Here is a 25,795-nt window from a genome sequence, read left to right on the forward strand (position 1 = left end):
TCCGCCATGCGCACTCGACTTTATGCGGCGCGGGTAGCCTGGTGCCCGCGCGTACGCCGTGCCATCAAGCCGACCAGCCCCAGGCCCAGCAGCGCCCACGTTTCGGGCTCAGGCACTGGCGCGATATTCAGGCCGTCCAGATAAAAGTTGAACGAGTTCAGCGAGCCGCCGTCAGCAAAAAACTGCAAGGTGTCGATGGGCTGATCGAAGCCATCGCTGCCAGCCGGGGTAAACCATTGATATTGGGGTTGGGGATTCAGAGGATCACCGATATCCAGCGCAAAGACTGATTGCGCCACCACCACCCCATTGCGCAACCCTTTGACGAAGACCCCGCCCACCGGCGCGAAACCTTCAAATAGCGAGGGCCCCAAGTGCGCCGACGTGAGCACAAAGGGATTAAGACCGCGCAATTCGATCGATTTCTGTGGCCAGCCGGGGCTGAGCGCTTGTGCGGCAATCGCGCCCGTCGTTGGTTGGAGGACATAGGGTCCAGAATCGCTAGCGGGCTCCAGCTGGTCGAAATAGGCAATTTCAAAACCATGTGCGATCACAGCGACATTCAGCGGTTTGGTCACGTCATCAAAGGTGACCAGTTGCGCGTGCGCGGCCAGGCTTAGCGACAATGCGGCCACCGCGGCGGTCAATTTCAGATGCAATTTCATGCGGCGGCTCCTGCGCGGATGTTTGCACGATGGGACAAAGTACGGTTGAAAGCGGCGACGCTGCCCAGCGAGCGCCACGACACATCCTGGTATTGACCGTCGGTGATCGAGGAATAGGCATACGTGCCTAAAGGCGCGGCACCGCTAGGCACCAGCGCATGGGCGCTGCCAGCGGCCCGCAGCGCCATACCCGCTAGTGCGGGTTTGAGTATGCAAAACATGATTTTGGGTCTCCGTGTTGGACAGGATTGAGCGGCCTGTTTTTTAGCTGTGACCGCTTTATCGAACACGCAAAACCTGAACTCAAGCTGACTCATTGCATATATGTATAGACAGGAGACAAACGGACAAATTGCTTGTCGCAGGCAGAGATTTATAGTGAGCCAAGTCCTGACGAGCCGGATGTCTAACGCGCGGCGGCCCACAGACGCGGCCAGGACTGCACCCAGCAGCAATCGTGATCAAAGCCCGCTTGCACGCTAATCACCGGGCGCTGGCCGACCGGAAAGCGCGCGGCGTAGGACTCGGCCACCGCGGCCGGTACCACGGCATCGTCGGCGCCGACGTAGAGCCATTGCGGCGTCGTTTGCAGATGCGCGGCAAAGTCCGCCGGGTTGAGCGAGTCGTGCAAGGGGCTGAGGCCCAGCAATTGCGCCCAGCGTGCGATATCCAGGTTGGCGGCGACGGTGACCAGGCGCGTAACGTCATTCCGCCGTGCCGCGACCAATGCAGCAACCGCGCCCCCGCCGGAATAGCCGACCAGTTCGATCTGCGTCGCGGCATATAAGGTCTTGAGCTGGCTGATGGCCAAGTCGGTTGCGGCGATCACTTCGGGGGCATAGCGTGCGTCGGTCCAATAGCGGCGCGGGCACCCGGCAGACGCGGCAGACGCGTACTGGCAAGGCCGAGCCAGCCATACCGCGCGACCTTGCGGCTGGGCCAGGGCCAGGCGCAAAGCCAGGGGATTGAGCGGCGTGGGATCATCGGACGGCACATCGGGCGCTAGCCAGGCCAGGCCGTCGCCCTCAAGGTAGATGGTCAGGCTGGCGCTGTCGGCCACGTTCGGGCTGGCGGCGGCGGTCGGCAGCGGCCCCAGCGTCAGCAGATCAAACGCGCCGGCATGCAGATGCTGTGCGCGCCAGCCTTGGGCCTGCGCCAGCGCCAGGGCCGAAGCGCAGCGCGTGGTCGGGTCCGGCACGCTGCGGCAGGCCAGCATTAACAGACTCAACAGCACACACAGCCAGCGGCGCGCGCACTTCATCCGGGATCGCATCAATCTAGCGCGACGCAGACATGTTCTTCAGCGGCGTCACGGTCGCGGTCGTGGCAGATGCCGCCGACAGGCCGTCCAGCCAGCGCGCCAGCGGCATCGCCAGCCCGGTGCACACCAGCGCCATCAGCATCAGCGCGGACAGGCACGATTGCGAGATCACGCCCGCGTCGTACAGCACGCGTAGCACGATGATTTCCATCAGGCCCCGGCTTTGCATCAGTGCGCCCAGTTGCAACGCTTGTGGCCATTGCCAGCCCCAGGCGCGGGCGGGCACGGCGGCGCTGATGATCTTGAGTGCGCTGCCGATCAGCACGCTGGCGATAAAGAACGGCCACACCGGTCCGGCGGTGATATCCAGGCTGAGCCCGGCCGAGACAAAGAAAAACGGCAGCAGCAGCGCGTTGCTAAACGGCCCGGCCAGTTGCGTAATGCGCGGGCGCAGCGGTTTGGGCATTAGCACCCCCGCCACAAAGGCGCCGATTACGGCATGCAGGCCCAGCGTATCGGTGATGATGGCGCAGGCCAGCAGGCCAATCAGCACCAGGGTAAAGCGCGCGGTGCTGAGTTCTTTGCCCGCGTCCAGGTCGGCCAGCCAGGCGCTGACCTTGGGGCGGATGGCAAACAGCGTGGCCACCAATGCCAGCAGCAGCAACACCAGTACCCACCACCAGTTGCCCAGCGTCTGCGTTTTATGCGAAATCACCAGCATCAGCCCGGCCAGGCCTACCCACAGCAACATATCGTTGATGGCAGCCAGTGACAGCGCCACGCGGCCCATGGCGGTGCCCAGCAAATCCAGTTCGCGCAGGATGGCCACCAGCACCGGCAATGCGGTCACGCCAAAGCAGATGGCGCCAGCCGCGACAAATGCGCCTTGCGTGGCGTGCGCGCCGGCCAACGCCGGCCATTGGGTTAACGCCCAGCCTGCAAAGGCCGCGCCGCCCAGCGCCGGAATGGCAAAGCTGGCCAGGCCCGTGCGCACCACGTGGCGCGCCTGGTGGCGCAGTTCGTCGATATCCAGTTCCATGCCGGCGATAAAGCCGACGCAGACCACGGCAAGGCTCGAAATCCCGCCCAAGGCGCCCAAAGTGCCGCTGGGAAAAATCTGCGCAAACGCCGCAGGCGCCAGGTGGCCCAGCACGCTGGGGCCGATGGCGATGCCGCATAAAATCTGCGACAGCACCAGCGGCATCACGCGGCGCAGCGGCCACCACACCACCAGCGGCAATGCCAGGATCAACAAGGCCTGGTTCAGGAAGTTCATGTGCGGTTATCCATCAAGAGCTCAGTTTCAGGGTCAGTCGGCGCTGCGCTGGCGCGCCAGAAACGCAGCGTAGCGCTCAGTAATCTGCCGCATTACGCCGTCGCTGTTGCGATCAACGCCAAACACATAGCCGGGAAAATCCAGCGGCTGCTGCACCGCCCAGATGGCGTCGTGCTGGTCGGCGGAGAACAGTTGCGCCGGGTTGCCCACCGCCACCCAGCCTATCGGCACCGTGGTGCCCGCGGCCACATGCGTTTTGATATGCACAACGGCGTTGATGCGCAATTCCGCGCCCGCGCCAATCTGCGCGCCATTGAACACGCAAACGCCGGTGGCGACAAAGACTTCGTCGCCGATAACACAGCCGCTGAGGTGGCAATGCGGCCCCACCATCACATGGTTGCCCAACGTGCAGTTGTTGTGGCTGGTGCTGCGGATGACGCTGTTCTCCATCACCACGCAATGCGCGCCGATGCGCACGGTGCCGCCTTCGGCCACCAGCACGGCGCCATGGCCGATGACACTGTGCGCGCCGATTTCGACGGCCCCTTCGATGATGGCGCTGGCTGCGATGTGCGCGCTGGGGTCAATAAGGGGTTGCGGGCGAGCGGGCTGGGTCATAAGCGGTGTCCGGTGGAATAAAAAATGGGGCGGCACGGCCGGGGCCACGTGCAGCAGGATTTATCTTAAGCGATTACGTCACAAGCGGTTAAAAGTCGCCCTCAACGCGCCGCTCTGGCCGCAACAACCGCACCGTTGCTGGGTTGCAGCGCGGATACGCCCGGATGTAACAAATTCGCAGAAACATTTTATTAAGAGCCGTCCCATGTGGTCATTTCGGGTCGATGACTAAAGTTCGTCCTGCACTGTCTGCCCCCGAAAGTTAATACCGTAATTAATGCGACTGCTGCAGCGGGTTGAGCTGCGTAGTGTCATTCAATTAATCCGGCATTGGCATTCGGCATCCAGGCAAAGCGCCCATGTGGATATCCCACCATTGCGCTGCATGCAATGTTCGCAGCACGGCTATTCCACTTCTGCGCAGACCTCCGCATTGGGCGGAGCCAATAAACTTCTGAAAAAAGGTAACACCATGTTTATGAAAAAAGCAGTCGCGCTTATGGCAATCAGCGTGGGCCTGGGCATAAGCGCCAGCGCATTTGCCGCAGATGGCACCATTACTTTTACCGGCAAGGTCACTGCATCCACCTGCACTATTGCCAGTAGCGAAGGTGGTTCAACGTTTACTGTAACTTTGCCCAACGTTGCCAATACCGCATTCAAAGCAGCGGGCGATACCAGCGGCGACAAGAATTTCGATTTATTGCTGAGCGCATGTAATCCCAAATCGGGCAATGTATATACCTATTTTGAAGCGGGCCCGCAGGTGGATACCGCTTCGGGCCGTCTGATCAATAGCGGCACTGCCACCAATATCCAGGTCGGTTTGTTGAATGCGGATAAATCCAAAATCACGCTGGGTAAAAGTGATGGCTCGCAAAACGTTAAAAGCGTGACCATCGATGCCAACGGCAAAGCCACAATGACCTATGAAGCGCAATACGCCGCCACTGCCGCGGCGGTGGGTGGTGGTGATGTCAAGACCAGTGTCACTTATAGCATTCGCTATCCGTAATTCACCGGGTCGATTGCGGCAATGTTAAACGCGATCGCATAGGCGAAATTTAATATCTCTTCGCATTAATTTAAAGGTTACTCAAATGAAATCCAAAACCCTTCTTGTCGCAGGTTTGATGGCATTAGGCCTGGCTGCGGGTGCGCAGGCTTCGGATGGTGTAATTAGCATTAACGGCAAAATCCTCGCCACCACCTGCAAGATCAACGGCGGTACGCCGGCCATTGCCGTGCCGTTGCCCACGGTGAGCAAGACCTCAATGCTCACCGACAAAGCCACCGCCGGACGCACCAAATTCACCATCGCGTTGACCGGCTGCGGCTCGCTCACCGGCAATGTGCATACCTACTTTGAACCGGGTTCCGGCGTAGTGGTAGAAGACGCCAACCTGAAGACTGCCGTGACATCGCTACAAGTGCAGGTACTGGAATCCGACGCCACCACACCCGTGGTTTTCGGGGTGCTGGATGCGGCGCAGAAGTCCAAGGCGGTTGCTATTTCGGGCGGTAACGCCACGCTGGATTATTACGCCCAATACATCACGCCCAAAGTCAGCACGCTAGGCACCGGTTCGGTTTCGGTGGCCGCCAATTACACGATTATTTATCCGTAATAGCGCAGCGTATGAGTGCCCGCAGCAGGCCAGGCGGCGGTCTGTAAAACGCCGCCCACGCCTGATTTATCCACCCTCTTTGCCGGATTTTCTTATCACAGCATTACTCTGAAGGTTATCCATCATGGTCAAGCGTAATCGATCAAATCGATCTCTCCATACCTGGGCTTTATGTGCAGCCATTGTGTTTGCATGTGCGCCCGGCGTGGTACGCGCCACAGTCAGCAATCCGCCGGCCGAAGTGGAATTTGATGGTGACTTTTTAGGAAAGCGCAATATCAATCTGGCGCGCTTTCGCAAAGGTAATGCGGCCCTGCCCGGCAAATACAATGTAGATGGCAAAGTGAATTCAGTTTCGATCGGAAAAATAGGCTTTGAATTGCGGGGTAACGAATCCGGCGATACGCAGGTTTGTTTTACCCCCGAAATGCTGGATCGAGCCGGTGTTAACCGCGTAGCCTTGCTGCCGGAAAGCACAGCATTGCTGGCCGCAAGCCAGCCGGACACCTGCCTGAAATTGCCCGAGCTGGTTCCGCACGCCAAAGTGGAATTCGACAACAGCGAACAGCTGCTGGATATCAGTATTCCGCAAGCCATGTTGATTTCAAATGCACGCGGTTATGTTGATCCGCGCTATTGGGATAACGGCGTTAATGCGGCAACGCTGCAATACACCAGCAATTTTTATCGCAGCCGCAATCAAGGTGGTCAGCAAAACGACGCCTATGTCGGTTTGACCGCAGGCATCAATATGGGCCCGTGGCGATTTCGGCATCAGGGCAATATATCCAGCAATGACAATGGGCCGCTGCAATACCAACCCATACAAACCAATCTGCAACGCGCGATTCCCAGGCTTGAAAGCCAGTTAACCGTGGGCGATGCCTTTACCGACGGCCAGATTTTTGACAGTTACGCCCTGCGCGGAGCCCTGTTGGCCAGCGATGAACGCATGCAACCGGAATCGCGGCGCGGCTTTGCGCCGACGGTGCACGGTATCGCCAGTAGCAACGCCCGCGTGCGGGTGCTGCAGAACGGCAACGTTATTTATGAGACAACAGTCGCGCCCGGCCCCTTCACCATCAGCGATCTGTACCCGACCGGCTATGGCGGTGATCTGCAAGTGGTGGTGACAGAAGCCGACGGCAGCGAACACACGCAAAGCCTGCCCTACTCCGCCAGCGTCAACGCGGTACGTCAGGGCGTGACGCAATATGCCGTGTCGGCCGGGCAATATCACGACCTGACGCTCAACAATCTGCCATGGCTGGCGCAGGGTACGGTCAAGCATGGGGTGAGCAACCAGTTGTCCGTTTATGCGGGCGCCCTGGCGGGCCAGGGTTATCAATCGGCCACCGGCGGCGTGGCGCTCAACACCAGCTATGGCGCGTTCGGCCTGGATCTGACCGGTGCCCGCACTGCGCTGCAGAACATCGATGACCGTACTGGCGCCAGCATGCGGCTGAGCTATTCGCACGCAGTAGCGGCAACCGATACCAATGTGGTGCTGGCGGCTTATCGTTATTCGACCCAAGGCTTTTTGAATGTGCGGGATGCCATGCTGCTGCGTGACCTGGATCAGCAGCAACGCAGCAATGCCATGGGCGGCACGCAACGCGGACGGCTGGAAGCCACCATTAACCAGAACCTGCCCCACGGTTATGGCGCGTTTTATCTGAATGGCTCAGTGCAGAATTACTGGGATCAGCCCGGCCGCAACACCCAATACGCCGCCGGTTATAACGCCACGTGGCACGGCGTGGGCTTGGGTGCGTCGCTGAATCGCGATTTTGATTACAGCGCCGAGCGCTGGAATACCCGCGCCATGCTCAGTCTGAATGTGCCGCTCGATTTTGCCGGCAAGTACACCAGCGTGACCACGTCGGTGCAGCGCGATGCCGCCGGCACCCAGTTGCAGCAAAACCTGGGGGGCTATGTGGGCGCAGAAGACAATCCGCTCAGCTACAACGTGGGCCTGGCCGCCAACCGGATGCAACAAGGCAATAGCAATGACGTAAGTGCCAGCGCGGCCTACAACACGCGCTTCAGCGCGCTCAATGCCAGCGCCAGCCATAGCGGTGGCAATAGTCAGTTGGGCTTTGGCATGGCCGGTGGTGTGGTTGGCTATGCGGGCGGCGTGTTGTTGACACCCAGCATGGGCGAGACCGTGGCTATCGTAGAAGCCAAGGATGCGGCAGGTGCACGAGTCACCAGCGCCAGCGGGTTAAAGGTGGACCGCTGGGGCCATGCGCTGGCCGCCAATCTGCAGCCCTATAGCCGCAACACCATCGAGATCGACCCCAAGGGCATCGATATGGGCACCGAGCTGAAAAGCACCCAGCAAACGGTAATCCCCACCTTGGGCGCGGTGACCGTGGCGCAGTTTGAGACCAGCCGCACCCAAGGCCGCAATGCCTCGCTCAAGACTACGCAAGCGGACGGCACGCCGCTGCCGTTCGGGGCGGAAGTGGTCAACGCCGCCGGCGAAGTGCTCGGCGTGGTCGGCCAGGGTGGGCGCATCTTGCTCACCGGCCTGAGTAGCGATCAGGGCGACCTGACCGTGCGCTGGGGCGAAGCTGAAACCCATACTTGCCAGTTAAGTTATGTCTTGCCTGCGGCCAGTACGGCGTCGAGCTCCGGCTATGCGGCAGCGACTGGGGTGTGTTTGTAATGGAAAAGAGATGGACTCAGCGACGAATTTCGCCCTGGCTTGATTGGATCAGCAATTATATTGGTCAATATTCATGTGCCATTCGTCTTGCCGAATACGCCATCCGGATATCCGCTCTGATTATTTTTTATTAAAGCTTAATCCACACCAGCAAACGTTGTTCAACCGCGCATAGCAATATTTGATTGCGCGTTCATCAATGTATGGAGGGATTATTGTGGGCGCAATCAAAATTAAAACGGCTTTACCCTTGGGTATTGCACTCAGTGTACTGAGCGTTGCCGCCGCGCCAGCGCTCGCTTCGGTGATTATCGCCAGTACCCGGGTTATTTATGACGCGCCGCAAAAAGAAATTACCGTCAAATTATCCAATGCCGGTGTTTCTCCTGCCTTGATCCAGGTCTGGCTGGATAATGGCGACAGTAAAGCCGAGCCCGATACCATCGATTTGCCGTTTACCATTACGCCACCGGTTATGCGAATTGATCCGGATAAATCGCAAACATTGCGTATTGCTTATACCGGTGAAGCATTACCCAAAGATAAAGAGTCTTTGTTCTGGCTTAATTCATTAGAAGTGCCGCCCAAAGCCACTGCCTCTGAAGCAACGACCAATCAGTTGCGCATGGCGTTTCGTACCCGGATCAAATTCTTTTACCGACCCGCCCATCTCAAGCCCACGCCTGAAGTGGCGGCGCAGCAACTGGTCTGGCATCTGGTCTCCAGCAGCGGCGGCCAGACCATCCTGTCGGCGCATAATCCCAGCCCTTATTACATCACGGTGGTGCGGGTGGAAGCCGGCCCGGACGGCAAAACCAGCACCGATCAGGACGATATGCTGGGGCCGGGCGAGACGCATCAGATCGTGCTCAAAGGGGGCGGTGTGGCGAGTGGTACCGCGTTTCAGTACACCACGGTAAACGATTATGGCGGTCCGGCGGAGCATAAGGCGACGTTGGCGGCCACCGGCAAATGAAGGAGCGGCTGGGCACGGCGGCGCCGCTTGCGCTGTGGGCGTTGCTTGGCACCTGCGCCAGCAGTCCGGGCTGGGGCATGTCTTGTACATCGTACTTTGGCGACACAACTTCCTTCGGCGGCTACATTTTCCGTTATCCGATGCCCAACATCATGCGGCTCGCACCCGACTTCCCGGTCGGCGGGCATTTGCCTACCGTCCCCGGCAATCCTTCGGCTGGCAAACAGTGGCGCATCGAATGCAACCAACCGTTCTATCTGGCAGGCATCGTGCGCGGCCAGAACGCATCAACAACGCACACTTTGAGCGGCGTGCCGGGTTTGAGCTACACCTTGTATGCGGGCCGGGATAGCGCTGGCAATCGGGTATATTTTCCGGGCCTTGTCGGGCAATCAAGTACTGGCGACCCGCATAACAACCAATACGCGAACTCCTTACGTTTCGACAGCACCGCGCCGGACTTTATGTATGCAGAGTTCACCAAGGTCGATGCATCGCTCCCCACCGTAGTCGATCTCAGCCGCCTGCGACTCGGTGAGTTCGCCGCGTGCAGCACGCCGGTACCGGACGACAGCTGCACGATGATCTTCACGCTGGATACGCCCTACCTGTCGACGGTAGTAGAGACTTATCCCACCTGCGTACTCAAAACCAACCCCGTGGTGGTGCCCTTGCCGGATGTGCATTTGCTCGGCAGCAGCAGCCGGGGGGCGACCTTTGCCTTCAATATCGACATGATTTGTTCACGCGGTGGCAGCGGCGTGGCCAACCAGACCAGCCTGCGGCTGGACGACACCAAAACCGCGCCCTCCGTCCCCGCCACCGCGCCCTATATCACGGCATGGAGCAGCGACGGGCACAACGCGGGCATCGGCATTGAAGTGAGCACCCGCGACGGCGGCCAGGTGTTGGCCATGGGCACGGCCTACGCCGTGGCGCAATTGCAGAACGGCAATACGTCGATTCCGCTCAACGCTACGGTGATCGAAACCGGCAGCAATATGTCGCCGCCGGTGCCGATCAATGTGGGTAGCTACAGCGCCACCGCAACGCTGACATTTACTTATGAATAAACGTCTGCGCCACGGCGCATCATCAAGCGAACACCGCCGGATCAGGCCCGATGCGTTGATCCTGGTTCAAAGCGGCAATGGCTTGCATGGCGGCCGTATCCAGTTCGAAATCAAACACGGCAAAATTGCTGCGTATGCGCTCGGGATTGATCGATTTCGGGATGACGATCACACCGTTCTGCACATGCCAGCGGATGACCACTTGCGCCGGCGTCTTGCCCAGGCGCTGCGCGATGTCTTTGATGACCGGATCAGCCAGCGCCTTGTTCTGCGCCAACGGGCTCCATGCCTCGGCGCGGATATCCAGTCCGGCCAGCGCCTGGCGTAGCGCGTCTTGCTGCATATACGGATGCAGTTCGATCTGGTCCAGCACCGGCTTGACGCCGGTTTCATCGATCAAACGCTGCAGATGCTCGGCCTTGAAATTGGATACGCCGATGGATTTAACCAGGCCATCCTGCTGCGCCTTGATCAGCGCGCGCCAGGTGTCGACATATTTGTCCTGGCTGGGGGCGGGCCAGTGGATCAGCAGCAGATCGACATAATCCAGCTTCAGCTTGCGCAAGCTGTCTTCCAGCGCCCGGCGTGCGCTGTCCAGGCCCTGGTCGCTATTCCACACCTTGGTGGTGACAAACACGTCTGCGCGCGGCAAACCGGCATCGGCAATGCCCTGCCCCACGCCGACTTCGTTTTTGTAGATGGCCGCGGTATCAATCGAGCGATAGCCCACGCGCAAAGCCTCCGCCACCGCCGCGCGCGCTTCGTCGTCACTGGCTTGCCACACGCCCAGGCCCAATTGCGGAATCTGGCGACCGTCATTCAGTTGGATCAGCGCTTGCTCAGACATCAGAATTCTCCGGTTAATCTGTCAAACACAGATACGGCCGTGTTAGCGGATTGCAAGCTCGGCTAGTGGGTGGCGCGTTCGCTGTCGTACTCAAACTGGAGCGATAGCCAGAACTGGGCGCTCGTCCCGAACATCAGGGCCAGCCCCACAGCCCACTCCAGATCGATATCTCGACGTCCCTCCAGCAATTGTTCAATCGAGCAGCGCGGCATGGCCATAAATGAGGCGAGATGTTCGGCACTCAACGCCTTGGGTTTCATAAACTCTTCCAGCAAGATTTCGCCGGGATGGATGTTGGATAGCTCGGGCATGGTAGTCCTTGATCATCACCTGGAGGGCCATCAGCATTGGCCCGCCTTGCCAGCTTCGCCTTGACCCCGCGCAACATCCACAATTCTGCAATTACGTTTCTGGAGTAATATCCGCCCACCAATCCGGCCGTCTTGTTGCAGGGGAAGCATGCTTAACCGTCAGATCATCAACCACGTGGCGCGGCAGCGCGCCAGCCAGGTGCGGATGTGGCACATGTTGCAGCAGCATCGCGCGCTCGATAATGCCGATCCAACGATTTTGCAGCGGCCCGAGCCCGTGCCGATGCCTGATACGCAGACGCAACCGCTGTTCAAGAAGTAAACGTATAGGGTGGGTCATGACCCACCTGTCCAAGCCATCCAAGAAGAACGCAAAGAGCGCGGGGCTCATCAGTCGCTTGGTGACAGGCTTTTGAACCCGCAACGCCAAAACCCCGAAGCTGAAACCTGCGACTGTTGCGGTTCTGCTCTTGCGGCTTTGAATGGTGGGTCTAGACCCACCCTATTCGTTTGCGAGGGCTAATACGGTCAGGCTGCGTACGCCTTGGGCGCCGCGGATCAGCACGCCTTCGATGTCGGCGGTAGCCGAGGGGCCGGTCACCAGCGCGGCGTAGCGTGCGCTGCGCCATTCCGGGCGTTGATAGGCCTGGTGCAGATTGCCCACCAGCTGCGTCGGGTGCAGCAGCACCAGCAGGTGTTGCGCCAGATAGCCCAGCGCATTGTTGCCATATTCGTGTTCCGACAAGAACAGCGACCCGGTTTCCGCCACGCCAAACGCGGCCTGTACGATGCCGACATCCACATTGGCCAGCGCAGCGGCATCCGCGCCGGGCCAGGCAAACCCATCCATTCCAGCCACCGCGCTGCAAAAACGTTGCGCCGACGGATACAGCAAGCGGATCTGCGTCGCCAGCGGCACGCTCGCATCCGCTTCCAGCCAGCGTCCGCCCATCTTCTCCAGCGCCATGGCAAAGCGCGGCACCAGATCGCCCGCATACGCCGCATCAAGCAGCGGCACTTCGGGCAATACTCGGGCGGCGGGTTGTCTGGCCCGGACCGCCGCCAAGATCGCGTCACGGCTACTCATCGGCCTGCTCCTTGCGTTGCGCCGCATACCATTGGTGGAAGGTCTGCTTGGCCGGGGTGGGCAGTTCGCGCTGTTTGCCCCAGGCGTTAAACGGGTTGTACAGCAGCGCGCGCGGCAGTTTGTCGATGGCGCGGTTGCTGCCCTCGCTAAACGCACGGTAGCGTTTGGGGTCGGCCAGCACTTTGCCCGCCAGCTTCATCGATTCCTTTTTGATAAAGCCCAGCTCGCCCTGCTCCGCCACAATCTGCCGCCATTTGTAGATCTGCTCGTGGATGTTGATCTTGACCGGGCACACATTGCTGCAACTGCCATTCAACGTGCTGGCAAACGGCAGCGCGCTGTATTTTTTTAAATCAAAAGTCGGATTGATGATGGCGCCGATCGGCCCGGCGTACACGCCGCCATAACTCAGCCCGCCGCTGCGCCGATACACCGGGCAGGTGTTCATGCAAGCGCCACAGCGGATGCACTTCAGCGAATACCAGAAATCATCCATCGCCAGCCGTGCGCTGCGGCCGTTATCCACCAGAATAAAATGCAGCGCGCCACCGGCTTTGGGCGCGCGGAAATGCGAGGTGTATTGCGTAATCGGCGAGCCCAGCGCGCTGCGCGACAGCATGCGGATAAACACGCCCAGATCGCTCTGGCGCGGGATCAGTTTCTCGATGCCGATGCTGGCGATATGCAGCGGCGGCACATTGGCGCTCAGGTCGGCGTTGCCCTCGTTGGTGCAGACCACCACGCTGCCGGTTTCGGCCACGGCAAAGTTGCAGCCGGTCATGCCCGCGCCGGCTTTTAAAAAGTACGGACGGGTATCCTGGCGCATGCCCTCAGTCAGATAAGCCGGGTCATCATTGGTCGGGTCGGTGCCGATGTTTTCGGCAAATACCTGCGCCACATCGCCGCGCAATTTATGCACGGCCGGCACCACGATATGGCTGGGCATTTCGTGGTCCAGTTGCTGGATGCGCTCGCCCAGATCGGTCTCGACCACCTTAATGCCGCGTGCTTCCAGGTACGGCCGCATCTCGCATTCTTCGGTCAGCATCGATTTGCTTTTCACCAGCAGGGTCACCGCTTGCGCGCTGAGGATTTCATGCACGATGCGGTTGTGTTCAGCGGCGTCGGCGGCCCAATGCACGATCACGCCATTGGCGGTGGCGTTGCGTTCAAATTGCTCCAGGTAATCGGCCAGATGCGACAGCGTGTGTTCCTTGATCTGCGACGCCAGTTCGCGCAGTTGTTCCCATTCGGCGATGCCATGCGCCTGGCCATCGCGCAACTGGCGCAAGCCCCACAGGCGCTGGTCATGAAACTTGATATGCGGCTCGTCCTGGATAAACGTGCGCGCGGCTTTGACGTGATCAACGCGGCGGCTCATCGCACGCTCCCGTTCAGGATTTGCGCGATATGCACAAAGCGCAGCGGCAGACCCAGCCGCTCGGCACAGCCTTTTTGATGCATCAAACAGGACATATCGGCCGACGCGATAAAGTCCGCGCCTGCCTGCTGGTGATCGCGCACTTTGTCGTAGCCCATGCGCGCGGACACGGGTTCTTCGGTCACGCAAAAGGTGCCGCCAAAGCCACAGCATTCATCGGGCCGTTTGGGGCTGACCAGCTCGATGCCGGGCACACCGGCCAGCAAGGTTAAGGGCTTGGAAAAAAACGGCGCATTGATCTCGCTCGGTTGCGCATGGTGCAGTTGGCGCAGCGTGCCGCAGCTATTGTGCCAACCCACTTTGTGCTCAAAGCGCGCCCACGGAAAATCGCGGATCTGCAGCACGTCATGTAGAAATTCAACCAGCTCAAAGGTCTGCGCACGCACGTGTTGGACGGCGGCGTCTTGCGGGATGGCGGTCAGGTGGTCGCGCACGTGATGCACGCAGCTGCCCGACGGCGCGACGATGTAGTCATAAGCGGCAAAATTGCGCACAAACAAGGCCTCGGCCCCGGTGGCGTCTTGCTGGCAACCGCTATTGCCCAAGGGCTGGCCGCAACAGGTCTGGTCCGGCGGATAGACCACCTCGCAACCGACCCGCTCCAGCAATTCCAGCGTGGCGATGGCCACTTCGGGGAAAAACGTGTCGATAAAACAGGGCACAAACAAGGCGACTTTCATGGGGTATCCAGGGACGGGATGGGAATAGCCCATCCCGTCGCCAAGCGCTTAGAAGTTGAAGTCGTCGATGTTGGAGGCATCAAACGTGGTCGGCGGTCCAAGAATCACCTCGCCCGATTTGCCCACCGTACGTTTGCCCAGCTTGCCCGCTTCAAAGGTATCGCCTTCCTTGCCGGTAATGGTGCCCGACGCCAGGTTGGCCGCCGCATACGCCGCCAGGTAACCCAGTTGGCCCGGGTCCCACAGCTGGAACGCTTTCACCGTGCCGTTCTTCACAAATTCGCGCATCTGGTTGGGCGTGCCCAGGCCGGTGATAACCACCTGGCCTTTCTTGGGCGAAGTCGACAGATAGCGTGCGGCGGCCGAGATCCCCACCGTGGTCGGCGAAATAATGCCCTTCAGATTGGGATACGCCTGCAGCAGGCCTTGGGTTTCCACAAACGATTTCTGGTCGTCATCGTTACCGTAGGCGATCTTTACCAGCTTCAGCTTGGCGTATTCCGGCTTCTTCAGTTCTTCCTGCATCCACTTGATCCAGGTGTTCTGGTTGGTGGCGTTGGGCGTGGCCGACAGCACGGCAATTTCGCCGCCTTCCGGGCCGATCAACTTGCTGAGCAATTGCACCTGCGCGCGGCCGATGCCTTCGCTATTGGCCTGGTTTACAAAGATCTGGCGGCCTTCGGGCGCGGTGTCGCTATCAAAAGTCACCACCTTGATGCCGGCGGCCTGGGCCTTTTTGAGGTAAGGCACCACGGCGTTGGCGTCGTTGGCGGCGATGACGATGGCGGACTGGCGCTGCGTGATCAGCGTGTTGATGTATTGCACTTGCGACGAAGCGCCGGCGTCGGATGGGCCGACCACTTTGCCGACCGCGCCCATTTCCTTGATCGCGGCCAGACCGCCTTCATCGGCGATCACTTCGTAGGGGTTGTTGATCTGCTTGGGCAGGAAGGCGATCTTGAGGTCTTTCTTCAGATCAGCCGCGTGGACCGCCAGCGGCAGCATGGTGGCTGCGATAGCGGTCAGCAGGATGGATTGCAAGTGGCGCATGAGTCGACTCCTCGAGAACTTCTGTTGTAGTGGGACTGCCCCGGCGAACCGGTTCTCTTGAATACGAATACAAAAACTGGGGTGCCACGCCCATAGGGTGGGTCATGACCCACCCATCAAAGTGGCTGGCTAGCTGGCCGTTACGCTTGGGTGGCGCACTTCTCGCCACGGCTAAAACGGCGAACCAATGTGGCTAACCCAAGCGCGGCGGCCAGCTAGTCCACCGCTTTGGGTGGTGGGTCCAGACCCACCCTATGAGCTGGGGGTTACGCGTGGGCGGCCAGTGCTTTTTGCTGGCGCGCGTCGCGCCAGCGGTTCACCAGGTTGGGCACCAGCACCGAGCTCAGCAGCAGCACGCCAGTCACGATGGTCAGCACTTCGCTCGATACATCCGACAGCGTCAGCGCGTTTTTCAGCACCGCGATAATCACCAGCGACAACAACACGCCCGGCAGACTGCCTTTGCCGCCAAAGATCGACACGCCGCCAAACAGCACGGCCGCCACCACCGATAGCTCAAAGCCTTCGCCGTTGTCGCCACGCGCGCTGGAAAAACGCAGCGTGTAGATAATCCCCGCCAGCGCGCTCATCAGCCCGCTCACCACATACAGAATCAAGCGTGCGCGGCTGACGTTGATGCCGGAAAACCGCGCCGCGGTCTGATTGCTACCGATGGCGTACAAGCTGCGGCCAAAGGCGGTGGCTTGCAGCAAAACGGTAAACCCGATCGCCGCCACAATCACAATCACAAACGGCTGCGGGATAAACGTGTCGCCCACATTGCTGATGCCAAAGGTGGTCAACGCGGCCGGAAAATCGGCGATGGCCTGGTCGCCCAGCAGCAGATAAGACACGCCGCGAAACAGCGCCAGGGTGCCGATGGTGACGGCCAGCGAGGGCAGCGCAAACGTCACGATGACCACGCCGTTAAACACCCCCGCCAGCGTGCCCGCCACCAGACACAGCACAATCACTGCCGGCATCGGCAAGCCCATATGCCACAGCACGCCCATCAGGCTGCTCGACATGCCCATGATCGACGCCACCGACAAATCGATATCCGCCGCGATAATGATCAGCGTCATCGGCAAGGCCATCAGCGCGATCTCGGTAAAGTCGGCCAGCAAGTTGGCGATATTGGACGTGGTCAAAAAGTCCGCTGACAAGCTGCGGCCCAGTATCAGCGCTGCGGCCAGCACGGCCACCAGCATCACTTCCCAGCTCAGATGCGGCTTATGTGTCGCAGTGCTCATGTCAGTCGTCTCCGTGATCGCGTTTTTTCATGGTCCAGCGCGCAATGGCGCGGGCCAGCAAGGTGTCGGTGGCAATGGCCAGCACAATCAGCGCGCCCTGGATGGCCAGTTGCCAGAAGGGCGACACTTTCAGTACCACCAGCGACAGGTTGATCACCCCCAGCAACAGCGCGCCCAGCGTGGCGCCCCAGACATTGCCGATGCCGCCAGTAATGGCCACGCTGCCGACCACGGCGGCGGCCACCACTTGCAGCTCGATGCCTTTGGCAGTGCTGGCATCCACCGTGCCAAAGCGCGCCAGCCACAACACGCCGGCCAGACCGGCCAAGGCGCCGGAAATCACAAAGCCTTTAAACACGCGCCGATCCACCCGGATGCCGGCCAGGTTGGCGGCTTCGGGGTTGGAGCCGATGGCGTAAAACTCGCGCCCACCGCGAAAGTGTTTGAGGTAGTAACCGGTCACCGCCAACACCACCAACGCCAGCACCACCAGATACGGCACGCCCAGCACGCTGCCACTGGCGATCATCTGGAATGCCGCCGGCAAACTGGTGGCGTTGATCTGGCCGCCATGCACCCAGGCGTAATCGATGCCGCGAAAGATATACAGCGTGGACAAGGTGGCCACCAGCGACGGCACGCGCCCAAACGTGACCAGCGCACCGTTGATGGAACCCGCCACCGCCCCCATCGCCACGCCCGCCAATACGGCCACGGCAATCGGCATGTTCGGATGCGCCACAAACAGCGCGCCGATCGAATACGCCGTCAAACCCACGGTGGAGCTGATCGACAAATCGATATGCCGCATCAGCATCACCACGGTCATACCGGCGGTCAGCATGGCGATGATGGCGACGTTCAGCAGCACGTCGCGGGCGTTCTGGATATTTAAAAAATGCGGGCTCGCCAGGCTAGTGGCGACGATCAGCGCCAGCAGCACAGCTACCAAAGTGGTTTCGCGGTGGCGGCCCAGAAAAATAAACCAGCGCATGGCGGAGGCATCCCCGGCAGAGGTTTTGCGTTGAGCGGACCGTGCAAGCGGCAAAGCGTGAGTGGCTTTCATGCGGCGCTCCGGCTGTGTGGATCGGGCTGGCCCAGCGCGGCGGCCATGATGCGGGCTTCGTCGGCCTGCGCGCGCGGGATATCGGCGGTCAGGCGGCCTTCGTTCATCACCAGAATGCGGTCGGCCATGCCCAGCACTTCGGGCAGCTCGGACGAGATCATCAACACCGCCATGCCGTTTTTAACCAGCTCGGTCAGGGTCTGATACACCTCGGCTTTGGCGCCAACATCGATGCCGCGCGTGGGCTCGTCGATGATCAGCACATCGGGATGCGTGGCCAGCCATTTGCCCAGCACCACTTTCTGCTGATTGCCGCCCGACAAGGTGCTGGCCGGCACATCCATCGAATGCGCTTTCAGCTTGAGCTTGCGGCCCCAGTCCTGCGCCAGATTGCGCTCGGACTGGTTCGAGATCAGGCCCCAGTGCACCAGCCGCTTTAACACGGTGAGCGCGGCGTTGTGGGCGATGCTCATGTCCAGCGCCAGGCCTTGCTGGCGGCGATCTTCCGGCACCAGCGCCAGGCCCGCGCGCACGGCGGCGGCGGGATCGCCCAGCAGCAACGATTTGCCTTTGATCTGCACGTCGCCGCTATCGACCGGATCGACGCCGAAGATCGCCCGCGCCACTTCGCTGCGCCCTGCTCCCACCAGCCCGGCCAGCGCCACGATTTCGCCACGGCGCACGGTAAACGAGATGTCCTTGAACACGCCGCGCCGGGTTAGCCGCCGCACCGCCAGCGCAATTTCGCCCGGCTCGACCTCGGCCTTGGGGTAATAGCTGGCCAGATCACGCCCCACCATGCGCGACACAATGCTGTCGTGCGTCATCTCGTGCGTTTCGGCGAAATGCACCGCCGCGCCGTCGCGCATGATGGTGATGCGTTGCGCCAGGCGGAACACTTCTTCCAGCCGATGCGTAATAAACAGGATGGCGACGTTGGCGGCGCGCAGGCGTTCGGCAATGGCAAACAGGCGTTCCACTTCGGGCCGCGACAAGGCGGCGGTGGGCTCGTCCATGATCAGCACATTGGCGTTCAGCGACAGCGCCTTGGCAATCTCCACCACTTGCTGATCGGCAATCGACAAGCCGCGCACGCTTTGCGTGGCCTGCAGATTAACGCCTAGCGACGCCAGCATTTCCTGCACCGCGTGTTGCATCGTTTCGGCGCGGATGCGACCGAAGCGATCGAGCGGCTGGCGGCCCATGTAGATGTTTTCGGCAATCGATAACTCGGGGAACAGCGTCGGCTCTTGATAGATGACCGCGATGCCCGCGTCGATGGCGTCGGAAGGCCGCGCAAACTGGCGCGGCTGGCCATCCACCCGCAGCTCGCCGCCATCGGGTTGATGCACGCCGGCCAGGATTTTAACCAGCGTGGATTTGCCTGCGCCGTTTTCACCAAGCAGCGCATGCACTTCGCCGGGCCACAGCGTCAGCGTGCCGTTTTCCAGCGCACGCACCGCGCCAAAGTTCTTGCGGGCATTGCGCAGTTCCAGCCGCGGCGTTGTGCCGGGCGTTAGATTGAGGGGGGACGGGGACATGGGTATTTACTCCAGCCGGTAAATGCGGCGCGCGTTATCGCGGAACAGCGCGGCATGCTCGGCCGCGCTGGCATCGGCCACACAGTCGGCGTAGGCGCGCCAGACGGTGCCGTAATCGCTATACAAGCGGTCGACCGGAAAATTGGAGGCAAACATCGCGCGCTCTGCGCCAAAACTATCGATGGCTTGCAGGATGTAGGGGCGGATGCTCTCGGTGGTCCAGCCGTGGTCGATCATGCCAAAGCCGCTCAGCTTGATCTGCACATTGGCGCAGGTCGCCAGCTGCGCCAGCCCGTCGCGCCACGCGCGCCAGCCGGCCACGCTGCCGCGATCCACCAACATGCCAGCGTGGTTGATGATGAAACTGATGTCCGGATACTGGCGTGCCAGTTCCACCGCTTCGGGCATCTGGTCGGGGTAGAGCTGCAAGTCAAAGCTCAGGCGATATTTGCTCAGCAGCCCGAAGTTGCTGCGCCACAGCGGCTCGCGCATAAAGTGGCGGCCCACGTAATCAAAGCGCGGGTTGCGATGCACATTCAGAATCTGGCGAATGCCGCGCACATTGCGATATTGGCAGTGCGCGGCCAGCAGTTTTTCTACGTCGGCGCTGGGTTGGCTAAAGTCGGCGGCGGCGACAATCGCGCCGGGCAAACCGTGGTTGCCGGGCGCATCGGCCAGACTTTGCAGCCAGCGGGTTTCTTCCACCGGATCGGCCGGGTCGTGGTTAGCGTCGATATGCACGGCATCCAGAATGACCACGCCCGCCGCAGCCGCATCGGCCAGCAGATCGGTGACGACATAATCACGGCGGATCGGGCTGATATCGCCGGTATACCCTTCGCCTTCGGCTTCCATCCACGGGTAGCGATGCGTGCTGATTTCCCAGAGATGTATATGCGGATCGACGACTTGGAGTTCAGACATACGCGGTCTCCGCTCAGGCCAGGTGGAACATCGGTTGCAGCGCAATTTGCACCGGCGCGTGGTCGGGCTCGGTGGCCATCAGGTCGGCCATGTAATCCCACCACTGGCGCACGATGGCCTGCGTGGGCAAGGCGTCCATGTCGTGGTCGGCTGGGGCTTTCAACACGGCAAACAGGATGTGCGTGGGCTCATCCAGAAAAATCCAGTAATCGACGATGCCCGCCGCCTTCAGCGCATGCGCCAGCTCGGGCCAGAGGTTGTCGTGGCGGCGTTTGTATTCCGCCGCCGCACCGTGGTTTAACTGCATGCGAAACGCGTGGGTATGCAATTCGGCCATGGCGGGTCTCACTGCAGATTGACGAACATGCCGCCGTCCACCAGCAAGGCCGCGCCGGTCACGTATTGCGCCATATCGGAGGCCAGAAATACGGCCGGGCCGACCAGATCTTCGGGCTGGCCGAGACGGCCCAAGGGGATGCGTTTTTCGAAATACGCTTTCTTGTCCAGATCGGCCAGGTCGTCTTTATTGATGTCGGTAAGGATGGTGCCGGGCAGTAATGAATTGCAGCGGATGCCGTATTTGCCCAGCGCAATCGCACACGATTGCATCAGCGAATGCACGCCGGCTTTGGTGGGCGTGTAGTGCGTCTGGAACTCGCCGCCCACCAAGGCCGAGATCGAACTCATCGCGATAATCGAGCCGCCCCGGCCTTGCTCTTTCATACGATTGGCCACGGCCTGGGTGACGAAATACGCGCCGTGCAGATTCACTTCCATCGTGCGCTTTAGCGTTTCGGGCGGCATATCGAGGAAGGCGTGAAACGGACAGATGCCCGCATTGCTGACCAGCACATCCACGCCACCAAAATTCTCCACCGCGGCTTGCACCAGCAGGCTGCCGGTGGCAGGGTCGGCCACATCGCCTTTTACCGCCACCACGCCACGGCCCAGCGCCTGGATTGCCGCCACCACCTCATCGGCATTGCTGTGATGGCTCACCACCACATTCGCGCCGTGCTGCGCACATCCGATGGCCACCGCCGCGCCAATACCGCGCGAGCCACCGGTGACGATCACTGTTTTATCTTTGAGCAACATGCAGCGTTCTCCGTATTGGGTTCAGTGCCGGCGGCAATCAGCGCTCGTACGGGCGATTGAGCTTGCATTCGGGGTTAAGCCGCACGCCAAAACCGGGCGCCTGCAACTCGGATACCTTGATGCGGCCGTTGACGGGCACCGGCTCATCCAGCAGCAAGGGGTTGAACATCGGCACCACCTTGTCGGCCTTGGGCGCCATCATCAGGAACTCCGCAAACGGGCTGTTGTGGCGCGTAATCACAAAGTGATAGCTGTAAACCGACGAACCATGCGGCACCACCATCACGTTGTGGGCATCGGCCAGCGCGGAAATCTTGATCAGTTCGGTCATGCCGCCGCACCAGCCGACGTCGGGCTGGATGATGTCGGCGCATTGTTGTTCCAGCAGCAGGCGGAAACCCCAGCGCGTGGCTTCGTGTTCGCCGGTGGTCACCAACATGCCGCGCGGCACATTGCGCTTGAGTTCGGCGTAGCCCCAGTAGTCGTCGGGCGGCAAAGCTTCTTCAATCCACTTCAAGCCGTAGGCGTGGGCGGCGGTGGCAAGCCGGGTGGCGTAATTGACGTCCAGGCTCATCCAGCAATCCAGCATCAACCAGAAATCGTCGCCGACGCGGTTGCGCATATCGGCAATCATTTCCAGGTTTTTGCGCAAGCCGGCTTCGCCTTCGGCCGGGCCGTGATGCAAGGGCATCTTGCCGCCGATAAAGCCCATTTCTTTGGCCAGATCGGGCCGGGCGCCGGTGGCGTAAAATTGCAGTTCTTCACGCACTGCCCCGCCCAGCAATTGATGCACCGGCTCGCCGCGCACCTTGGCCAGCAAATCCCACAGCGCCAGATCGACGCCCGAAATCGTGTTGATCACCACGCCTTTGCGGCCGTAATACAGCGTGGAGAAATACATCTGGTCCCAGATTTTTTCGATATCGGTGACCAACTGGCCTTCCACAAAGCGCGCCAGATGTTTTTCGACGATATAAGCCCCGATTTCACCGCCGGTGGTGACGGCAAAACCCACCGTGCCATCGCTGGCTTCCACTTCCACCACCAGCGTGCCCAGGACGTTGATGCCAAAGCTTTGCCGGCTTTGGCGGTATTCCGGATAACGGCTCATCGGCGTGGCGATATGGTCGTCTATCCAGTGGCCACCGCCCTGGTCGTGGTAATCAGCGCCGCCGCCCCTCACGGTAAAGGCGCGGATATGTTTGATGGTTGGCATGGCCATAATGCGTCGCTCCTGCAAGGCTGGGTCGGATCAATAAGTGGCGCGGCCGCCAGAGATGTCGAAGGTGGCGCCGGTGCTGAACGAGCAGTCTTCCGAGGCCAGCCAGCCCACCAGCGCAGCCACTTCGTCCACTTGCAGAAAACGCGCCATCGGGATTTTGCTGAGCATGTAATCGATGTGCTCTTGCGCCATCTGATCAAAGATCTCAGTTTTGGCCGCGGCGGGGGTAATGCAGTTGACCACTACGTTTTTGCTGGCCAGTTCTTTGCCCAGCGATTTGGTTAGCCCGATCAAACCGGCCTTGGACGCGCTGTAGTGCGAGGCATTGGGGTTGCCCTCTTTGCCCGCCACCGAGGCCACGTTGATGATGCGCCCGTAGCCATTGGCCAGCATGCGCGGCACCACGGCGTGGCAGACGAGGAACGGCGCAATCAGATTGACTTCGATTACCTTGGCCCACACGGTGGGGTCCAGTTCCCACGTCGGCGCGTTGCCGCCGGTAATGCCCGCGTTATTGACCAGGATGTCGATCTTGCCGTGCGCCGCTTCCGTGGCCTGAGTGGCTGCGCCGACGGCGGCGCGGTCGGTCAGGTCCAGCGCGTGGGCGCTGACTTTGCCCAGCGCGGCCAGTTCGGACGCGGCGGTGTCCAGCCGCGCCGCATCCACATCCCATAACGCCACGCTGGCGCCCGATTGCAGCATGCGTTTGGCCACGGCATAACCAATGCCGCGCGCCCCGCCGGTGATGATGGCGACATGGTTGTTGAGGTCGAGCTGGTTCATGTTGCGTATCTCCAGGTTGCAACAGGCCGCACCGCGCAGGTTGCGGCGAAAAAATTCGGGACGGGTTGTTTGTTGTTGTGGCTGCGGGCTTAGCGCGGTACCACGGCGTCGACGGTGATTTGTTGTTGCTCACCGAGGCCGGCAATGCCGAGCTTCATGGTCTGGCCCGCCACCAGGTATTTGGGCGGCTTCTGCCCCAGGCCCACGCCCGGCGGCGTGCCGGTGCAGATCACGTCGCCCGGCTGCAGCGTCATAAACTGGCTGAGATACGCCACCAGCGTGGCCACGCCAAAAATCATGGTGCGGGTATTGCCGTTTTGATAACGGTGGCCATCCACTTCCAGCCACATATCGAGGTCTTGCGGATCCTTGATCTCATCGGCGGTTACCAGCCATGGACCGATCGGCGCAAAGGTATCGTGGCCCTTGCCTTTGTCCCACTGGCCGCCGCGCTCCAGCTGAAACGCGCGCTCGGACACATCGTTCACCACGCAATAGCCAGCCACGTGGTTCATCGCTTGCGCTTCATCGACGTATTTGGCGGTCTTGCCGATGACCACGCCCAGTTCGACTTCCCAATCGGTTTTTTGCGAATTGCGCGGGATTTCCACCTGATCAAACGGGCCGCACAGCGAGCTGGTCGGCTTCATAAAGATGATCGGCTCTTCCGGGATCGCCATATTCGATTCTTTGGCGTGGTCGCTGTAGTTAAGGCCGATGCAGATGATCTTGCCGATGCGCCCCACGCACGGGCCAATGCGGGCGCCAGCGGGCGCAGTCGGCAGCGTTTCGGGGCGTACGTCGCGCAGACGGGCCAGCGAACCGGGGTGCAGCACTTCACCGGAGATATCGTCGATCACGCCCGACAGATCGCGGATGACGCCATTGGCATCGAGCACGCCCGGTTTTTCGTGGCCCGCCGGGCCGAAGCGCAACAACTTCATATTCTGGGTCTCCGCGACGTAGTGTCGGTTTAGTGGCTACATTTTTAACGGGCTTTGCCTTGCCGTTCCAATCACAAATCTGACGCATGCGATAACCAGAAGGTATCGGTAAGGGTATTTGCAGAGTGCGGCGCTGCGATATTTGCGGCAACAATCACATCCAGCCGCATCACTTACCGGAAACGTCATGCTCAAGCCGTATTTGTATCAGTCGTTACTACATCGTTTACGTTACAAACATTTGTACCTGCTGGTGGCGCTGGATGAGCACGGCAATCTGCATCAGGCCGCGGAAACGCTGGCGATGTCGCAACCGGCCGCCAGCCGCATGCTGCGTGAGGTGGAACAATATCTGGATTGTCCGCTGTTTGAACGGCTGGCGCGCGGCATGAAGCCAACCGAAGTGGGCATCGAAGTAATCCGCTTTGCCCGCGCCACGCTGGGCGGGCTGGAACGCTGCGCCGACAATCTGACGCAATGGCAACGCGGCGGCTTTGGCCAGCTGATTGTGGGCACGATTATGGGCGCGGCGCCGGACTGGATAGCGCAGGCGGTGTCGGATTTGAAAGTACGCAAGCCGCTGCTGAAAATCCGCATCAAAGGTGAAACCAGCGATCAACTGATCGAGCTACTGGAGCAAGGCCGCATCGACTTTGCCATCGGCCGTTTTAGCGATCTGGAACAACATAACTGGCTGGATTTTGAGGCGCTGGGCAACGAGAAGCTGTTGCTGGTGGTGCGCAGCGGGCATGCGCTGGCGCGCGAGGAAAGCGTGACGCTGGCGCAGCTGGCGACGTGGCCATGGGTGCTGCAGCCGATGACCAGCCCGGCGCGGCAATTGCTGGAGCATGAGTTTGAAGCGGCCCAGGTCAGCGCGCCGCAAAACACGGTGGAATGCGATTCGATTTTTGCCACACTGCAGCTGGCGCAGCGCAGTGATGCGGTGACGATCCTGTCAGAGCCGGTGCTGCGCGACCACTTGCAAGCCGGCTTGCTGGTGACGCTGCCGCTGGCCGTGGGCCGCAGCCTTGCACCGTTTGGCGTGCTGACGCGCAAGGGCGAGGAAGTAAGCCACAGCGGCGTGGAATTTCTCGACATCTTGCGCCGCATGTCGCGCGTCGCCCGCGTCGCCGCGTGATGCATAGATACCGTCTTGAAGATCAACCCTCGCCGATGAATCTCTCGCCGGGTATCCAGAAGCAGGGCTGATTTTTATGCGCAGGCGCATACGCGGCGGGGGTTTTCCCGCCGTGGTTTTTCTGCGCTCTTCGCTGCCGGGTTCAGCCCGCCAGTACAAACTCCGCGTCAAACGGCCGCTGGTTCTTCACCACGCCGAAGCACTGATGCACCAGCTTGCGCATGGCCGCCCCCAGCGCC

At 60.6% G+C, this 25,795-nt stretch carries 27 protein-coding genes; 7 read left to right on the forward strand and 20 right to left on the reverse strand.

The window, feature by feature from the left end; translation table 11 throughout:
• Window positions 1-20 precede the first annotated feature (20 nt).
• From ACYQ1A_RS15985 to ACYQ1A_RS16005, 5 genes are all read right to left on the reverse strand, one after another.
• Window positions 21-665, reverse strand: coding sequence for a PEP-CTERM sorting domain-containing protein (locus ACYQ1A_RS15985; protein ID WP_499363541.1), 645 nt, complete (start codon window positions 663-665; stop codon window positions 21-23).
• Window positions 662-886 (reverse strand): hypothetical protein, encoded by a 225-nt coding sequence (locus ACYQ1A_RS15990; RefSeq protein WP_499363543.1) that lies wholly within the window; start codon window positions 884-886, stop codon window positions 662-664. The genes ACYQ1A_RS15985 and ACYQ1A_RS15990 overlap by 4 nt, the downstream gene beginning before the upstream one ends.
• A 185-nt stretch (window positions 887-1,071) precedes the next feature.
• The gene (locus ACYQ1A_RS15995; protein WP_499363545.1) at window positions 1,072-1,926 is read right to left on the reverse strand and encodes a hypothetical protein; all 855 of its coding nucleotides are present in this window, start codon (window positions 1,924-1,926) and stop codon (window positions 1,072-1,074) included.
• 16 nt (window positions 1,927-1,942) lie between these two features.
• Window positions 1,943-3,202, reverse strand: a complete 1,260-nt coding sequence (locus ACYQ1A_RS16000; protein ID WP_499363546.1) for a cation:proton antiporter — start codon at window positions 3,200-3,202, stop codon at window positions 1,943-1,945.
• A 33-nt stretch (window positions 3,203-3,235) separates the two neighbouring features.
• A complete protein-coding gene (locus ACYQ1A_RS16005; RefSeq protein ID WP_499363548.1) occupies window positions 3,236-3,823 on the reverse strand; it encodes a gamma carbonic anhydrase family protein in 588 nt (195 codons plus the stop codon).
• Window positions 3,824-4,322: 499 nt separating this feature from the next.
• On the opposite strand from ACYQ1A_RS16005, the gene ACYQ1A_RS16010 reads away from it, so the two are divergent.
• The 5 genes from ACYQ1A_RS16010 to ACYQ1A_RS16030 all read left to right on the forward strand — a co-directional run bounded on the left by ACYQ1A_RS16010 (window position 4,323) and on the right by ACYQ1A_RS16030 (window position 10,171).
• Entirely contained in the window at window positions 4,323-4,838 is a 516-nt protein-coding gene (locus ACYQ1A_RS16010) for a fimbrial protein (RefSeq protein WP_499363550.1), read from the forward strand.
• An 85-nt stretch (window positions 4,839-4,923) separates the two neighbouring features.
• The gene (locus tag ACYQ1A_RS16015; protein ID WP_499363552.1) at window positions 4,924-5,451 is read left to right on the forward strand and encodes a fimbrial protein; all 528 of its coding nucleotides are present in this window, start codon (window positions 4,924-4,926) and stop codon (window positions 5,449-5,451) included.
• Window positions 5,452-5,575: 124 nt separating this feature from the next.
• Window positions 5,576-8,122, forward strand: coding sequence for a fimbria/pilus outer membrane usher protein (locus ACYQ1A_RS16020; RefSeq protein ID WP_499363553.1), 2,547 nt, complete (start codon window positions 5,576-5,578; stop codon window positions 8,120-8,122).
• A 250-nt stretch (window positions 8,123-8,372) separates the two neighbouring features.
• On the forward strand, window positions 8,373-9,098 hold the full coding sequence (locus ACYQ1A_RS16025) for a fimbrial biogenesis chaperone (protein ID WP_499363555.1): 726 nt from the start codon (window positions 8,373-8,375) through the stop codon (window positions 9,096-9,098).
• A 77-nt stretch (window positions 9,099-9,175) separates the two neighbouring features.
• Window positions 9,176-10,171 (forward strand): fimbrial protein, encoded by a 996-nt coding sequence (locus ACYQ1A_RS16030; protein ID WP_499363557.1) that lies wholly within the window; start codon window positions 9,176-9,178, stop codon window positions 10,169-10,171.
• Between the two features lie 22 nt (window positions 10,172-10,193).
• Here the strand turns inward: ACYQ1A_RS16030 and ACYQ1A_RS16035 are convergent, their stop codons facing one another.
• Window positions 10,194-11,018 carry an aldo/keto reductase gene (locus tag ACYQ1A_RS16035; protein ID WP_499363559.1) on the reverse strand — a complete coding sequence of 275 codons (825 nt, stop codon included), beginning with the start codon at window positions 11,016-11,018 and terminating at the stop codon, window positions 10,194-10,196.
• Between the two features lie 62 nt (window positions 11,019-11,080).
• Complete coding sequence (locus ACYQ1A_RS16040; RefSeq protein ID WP_499363561.1) at window positions 11,081-11,329, reverse strand: HigA family addiction module antitoxin; 249 nt, start codon at window positions 11,327-11,329, stop codon at window positions 11,081-11,083.
• 148 nt (window positions 11,330-11,477) lie between these two features.
• On the opposite strand from ACYQ1A_RS16040, the gene ACYQ1A_RS16045 reads away from it, so the two are divergent.
• Window positions 11,478-11,651 (forward strand): hypothetical protein, encoded by a 174-nt coding sequence (locus ACYQ1A_RS16045; RefSeq protein WP_499363563.1) that lies wholly within the window; start codon window positions 11,478-11,480, stop codon window positions 11,649-11,651.
• A 180-nt stretch (window positions 11,652-11,831) separates the two neighbouring features.
• On the opposite strand, the gene ACYQ1A_RS16050 is transcribed toward ACYQ1A_RS16045, so the two are convergent.
• The 13 genes from ACYQ1A_RS16050 to ACYQ1A_RS16110 all read right to left on the reverse strand — a co-directional run bounded on the left by ACYQ1A_RS16050 (window position 11,832) and on the right by ACYQ1A_RS16110 (window position 24,418).
• The gene (locus ACYQ1A_RS16050) at window positions 11,832-12,416 is read right to left on the reverse strand and encodes a LutC/YkgG family protein (protein WP_499363565.1); all 585 of its coding nucleotides are present in this window, start codon (window positions 12,414-12,416) and stop codon (window positions 11,832-11,834) included.
• On the reverse strand, window positions 12,409-13,797 hold the full coding sequence (locus tag ACYQ1A_RS16055; protein ID WP_499363567.1) for a lactate utilization protein B: 1,389 nt from the start codon (window positions 13,795-13,797) through the stop codon (window positions 12,409-12,411). The genes ACYQ1A_RS16050 and ACYQ1A_RS16055 overlap by 8 nt, the downstream gene beginning before the upstream one ends.
• The gene (locus tag ACYQ1A_RS16060; RefSeq protein ID WP_499363568.1) at window positions 13,794-14,537 is read right to left on the reverse strand and encodes a (Fe-S)-binding protein; all 744 of its coding nucleotides are present in this window, start codon (window positions 14,535-14,537) and stop codon (window positions 13,794-13,796) included. Before ACYQ1A_RS16060 ends, ACYQ1A_RS16055 begins: the two co-directional genes overlap by 4 nt.
• A gap of 48 nt (window positions 14,538-14,585) precedes the next feature.
• Window positions 14,586-15,587 (reverse strand): rhamnose ABC transporter substrate-binding protein, encoded by a 1,002-nt coding sequence (rhaS, locus tag ACYQ1A_RS16065; protein WP_499363570.1) that lies wholly within the window; start codon window positions 15,585-15,587, stop codon window positions 14,586-14,588.
• A 266-nt stretch (window positions 15,588-15,853) separates the two neighbouring features.
• Window positions 15,854-16,840: an ABC transporter permease gene (locus ACYQ1A_RS16070; protein ID WP_499363571.1), complete on the reverse strand. Its 987-nt coding sequence runs from the start codon at window positions 16,838-16,840 to the stop codon at window positions 15,854-15,856.
• A 1-nt stretch (window position 16,841) separates the two neighbouring features.
• The gene (locus tag ACYQ1A_RS16075; protein ID WP_499363572.1) at window positions 16,842-17,906 is read right to left on the reverse strand and encodes an ABC transporter permease; all 1,065 of its coding nucleotides are present in this window, start codon (window positions 17,904-17,906) and stop codon (window positions 16,842-16,844) included.
• The gene (locus ACYQ1A_RS16080) at window positions 17,903-19,447 is read right to left on the reverse strand and encodes a sugar ABC transporter ATP-binding protein (RefSeq protein WP_499363574.1); all 1,545 of its coding nucleotides are present in this window, start codon (window positions 19,445-19,447) and stop codon (window positions 17,903-17,905) included. The genes ACYQ1A_RS16075 and ACYQ1A_RS16080 overlap by 4 nt, the downstream gene beginning before the upstream one ends.
• Window positions 19,448-19,453: 6 nt before the next feature.
• The gene (locus ACYQ1A_RS16085; RefSeq protein ID WP_499363575.1) at window positions 19,454-20,371 is read right to left on the reverse strand and encodes an amidohydrolase family protein; all 918 of its coding nucleotides are present in this window, start codon (window positions 20,369-20,371) and stop codon (window positions 19,454-19,456) included.
• A gap of 13 nt (window positions 20,372-20,384) precedes the next feature.
• Entirely contained in the window at window positions 20,385-20,708 is a 324-nt protein-coding gene (gene rhaM, locus ACYQ1A_RS16090) for an L-rhamnose mutarotase (RefSeq protein ID WP_499363576.1), read from the reverse strand.
• A gap of 8 nt (window positions 20,709-20,716) precedes the next feature.
• A complete protein-coding gene (lra1, locus tag ACYQ1A_RS16095; RefSeq protein WP_499363577.1) occupies window positions 20,717-21,469 on the reverse strand; it encodes an L-rhamnose 1-dehydrogenase Lra1 in 753 nt (250 codons plus the stop codon).
• 37 nt (window positions 21,470-21,506) lie between these two features.
• Window positions 21,507-22,691, reverse strand: a complete 1,185-nt coding sequence (gene rhmD / locus ACYQ1A_RS16100) for an L-rhamnonate dehydratase (protein WP_053937448.1) — start codon at window positions 22,689-22,691, stop codon at window positions 21,507-21,509.
• Between the two features lie 30 nt (window positions 22,692-22,721).
• Complete coding sequence (locus tag ACYQ1A_RS16105; RefSeq protein WP_499363578.1) at window positions 22,722-23,474, reverse strand: SDR family NAD(P)-dependent oxidoreductase; 753 nt, start codon at window positions 23,472-23,474, stop codon at window positions 22,722-22,724.
• Between the two features lie 89 nt (window positions 23,475-23,563).
• The gene (locus tag ACYQ1A_RS16110; RefSeq protein WP_053937450.1) at window positions 23,564-24,418 is read right to left on the reverse strand and encodes a fumarylacetoacetate hydrolase family protein; all 855 of its coding nucleotides are present in this window, start codon (window positions 24,416-24,418) and stop codon (window positions 23,564-23,566) included.
• Window positions 24,419-24,605: 187 nt separating this feature from the next.
• Here ACYQ1A_RS16110 and ACYQ1A_RS16115 point away from each other — a divergent pair, with 187 nt between their 5' ends.
• Complete coding sequence (locus ACYQ1A_RS16115; RefSeq protein WP_053937451.1) at window positions 24,606-25,556, forward strand: LysR family transcriptional regulator; 951 nt, start codon at window positions 24,606-24,608, stop codon at window positions 25,554-25,556.
• Window positions 25,557-25,795: the final 239 nt, after the last annotated feature.

The sequence above is a fragment of the Silvimonas sp. JCM 19000 genome, from assembly GCF_054652575.1.

Bases quoted from the DNA above. Each gene is read 5' to 3' on its own strand.
- ACYQ1A_RS15985 (WP_499363541.1), bottom strand. From the start codon at position 665: ATGAAATTGCATCTGAAATTGACCGCCGCGGTGGCCGCATTGTCGCTA.
- ACYQ1A_RS15990 (WP_499363543.1), bottom strand. From the start codon at position 886: ATGTTTTGCATACTCAAACCCGCACTAGCGGGTATGGCGCTGCGGGCC.
- ACYQ1A_RS15995 (WP_499363545.1), bottom strand. From the start codon at position 1,926: ATGAAGTGCGCGCGCCGCTGGCTGTGTGTGCTGTTGAGTCTGTTAATG.
- ACYQ1A_RS16000 (WP_499363546.1), bottom strand. From the start codon at position 3,202: ATGAACTTCCTGAACCAGGCCTTGTTGATCCTGGCATTGCCGCTGGTG.
- ACYQ1A_RS16005 (WP_499363548.1), bottom strand. From the start codon at position 3,823: ATGACCCAGCCCGCTCGCCCGCAACCCCTTATTGACCCCAGCGCGCAC.
- ACYQ1A_RS16010 (WP_499363550.1), top strand. From the start codon at position 4,323: ATGGCAATCAGCGTGGGCCTGGGCATAAGCGCCAGCGCATTTGCCGCA.
- ACYQ1A_RS16015 (WP_499363552.1), top strand. From the start codon at position 4,924: ATGAAATCCAAAACCCTTCTTGTCGCAGGTTTGATGGCATTAGGCCTG.
- ACYQ1A_RS16020 (WP_499363553.1), top strand. From the start codon at position 5,576: ATGGTCAAGCGTAATCGATCAAATCGATCTCTCCATACCTGGGCTTTA.
- ACYQ1A_RS16030 (WP_499363557.1), top strand. From the start codon at position 9,176: ATGTCTTGTACATCGTACTTTGGCGACACAACTTCCTTCGGCGGCTAC.
- ACYQ1A_RS16035 (WP_499363559.1), bottom strand. From the start codon at position 11,018: ATGTCTGAGCAAGCGCTGATCCAACTGAATGACGGTCGCCAGATTCCG.
- ACYQ1A_RS16040 (WP_499363561.1), bottom strand. From the start codon at position 11,329: ATGCCCGAGCTATCCAACATCCATCCCGGCGAAATCTTGCTGGAAGAG.
- ACYQ1A_RS16045 (WP_499363563.1), top strand. From the start codon at position 11,478: ATGCTTAACCGTCAGATCATCAACCACGTGGCGCGGCAGCGCGCCAGC.
- ACYQ1A_RS16050 (WP_499363565.1), bottom strand. From the start codon at position 12,416: ATGAGTAGCCGTGACGCGATCTTGGCGGCGGTCCGGGCCAGACAACCC.
- ACYQ1A_RS16055 (WP_499363567.1), bottom strand. From the start codon at position 13,797: ATGAGCCGCCGCGTTGATCACGTCAAAGCCGCGCGCACGTTTATCCAG.
- ACYQ1A_RS16060 (WP_499363568.1), bottom strand. From the start codon at position 14,537: ATGAAAGTCGCCTTGTTTGTGCCCTGTTTTATCGACACGTTTTTCCCC.
- rhaS (WP_499363570.1), bottom strand. From the start codon at position 15,587: ATGCGCCACTTGCAATCCATCCTGCTGACCGCTATCGCAGCCACCATG.
- ACYQ1A_RS16070 (WP_499363571.1), bottom strand. From the start codon at position 16,840: ATGAGCACTGCGACACATAAGCCGCATCTGAGCTGGGAAGTGATGCTG.
- ACYQ1A_RS16075 (WP_499363572.1), bottom strand. From the start codon at position 17,906: ATGAAAGCCACTCACGCTTTGCCGCTTGCACGGTCCGCTCAACGCAAA.
- ACYQ1A_RS16080 (WP_499363574.1), bottom strand. From the start codon at position 19,447: ATGTCCCCGTCCCCCCTCAATCTAACGCCCGGCACAACGCCGCGGCTG.
- ACYQ1A_RS16085 (WP_499363575.1), bottom strand. From the start codon at position 20,371: ATGTCTGAACTCCAAGTCGTCGATCCGCATATACATCTCTGGGAAATC.
- rhaM (WP_499363576.1), bottom strand. From the start codon at position 20,708: ATGGCCGAATTGCATACCCACGCGTTTCGCATGCAGTTAAACCACGGT.
- lra1 (WP_499363577.1), bottom strand. From the start codon at position 21,469: ATGTTGCTCAAAGATAAAACAGTGATCGTCACCGGTGGCTCGCGCGGT.
- rhmD (WP_053937448.1), bottom strand. From the start codon at position 22,691: ATGGCCATGCCAACCATCAAACATATCCGCGCCTTTACCGTGAGGGGC.
- ACYQ1A_RS16105 (WP_499363578.1), bottom strand. From the start codon at position 23,474: ATGAACCAGCTCGACCTCAACAACCATGTCGCCATCATCACCGGCGGG.
- ACYQ1A_RS16110 (WP_053937450.1), bottom strand. From the start codon at position 24,418: ATGAAGTTGTTGCGCTTCGGCCCGGCGGGCCACGAAAAACCGGGCGTG.
- ACYQ1A_RS16115 (WP_053937451.1), top strand. From the start codon at position 24,606: ATGCTCAAGCCGTATTTGTATCAGTCGTTACTACATCGTTTACGTTAC.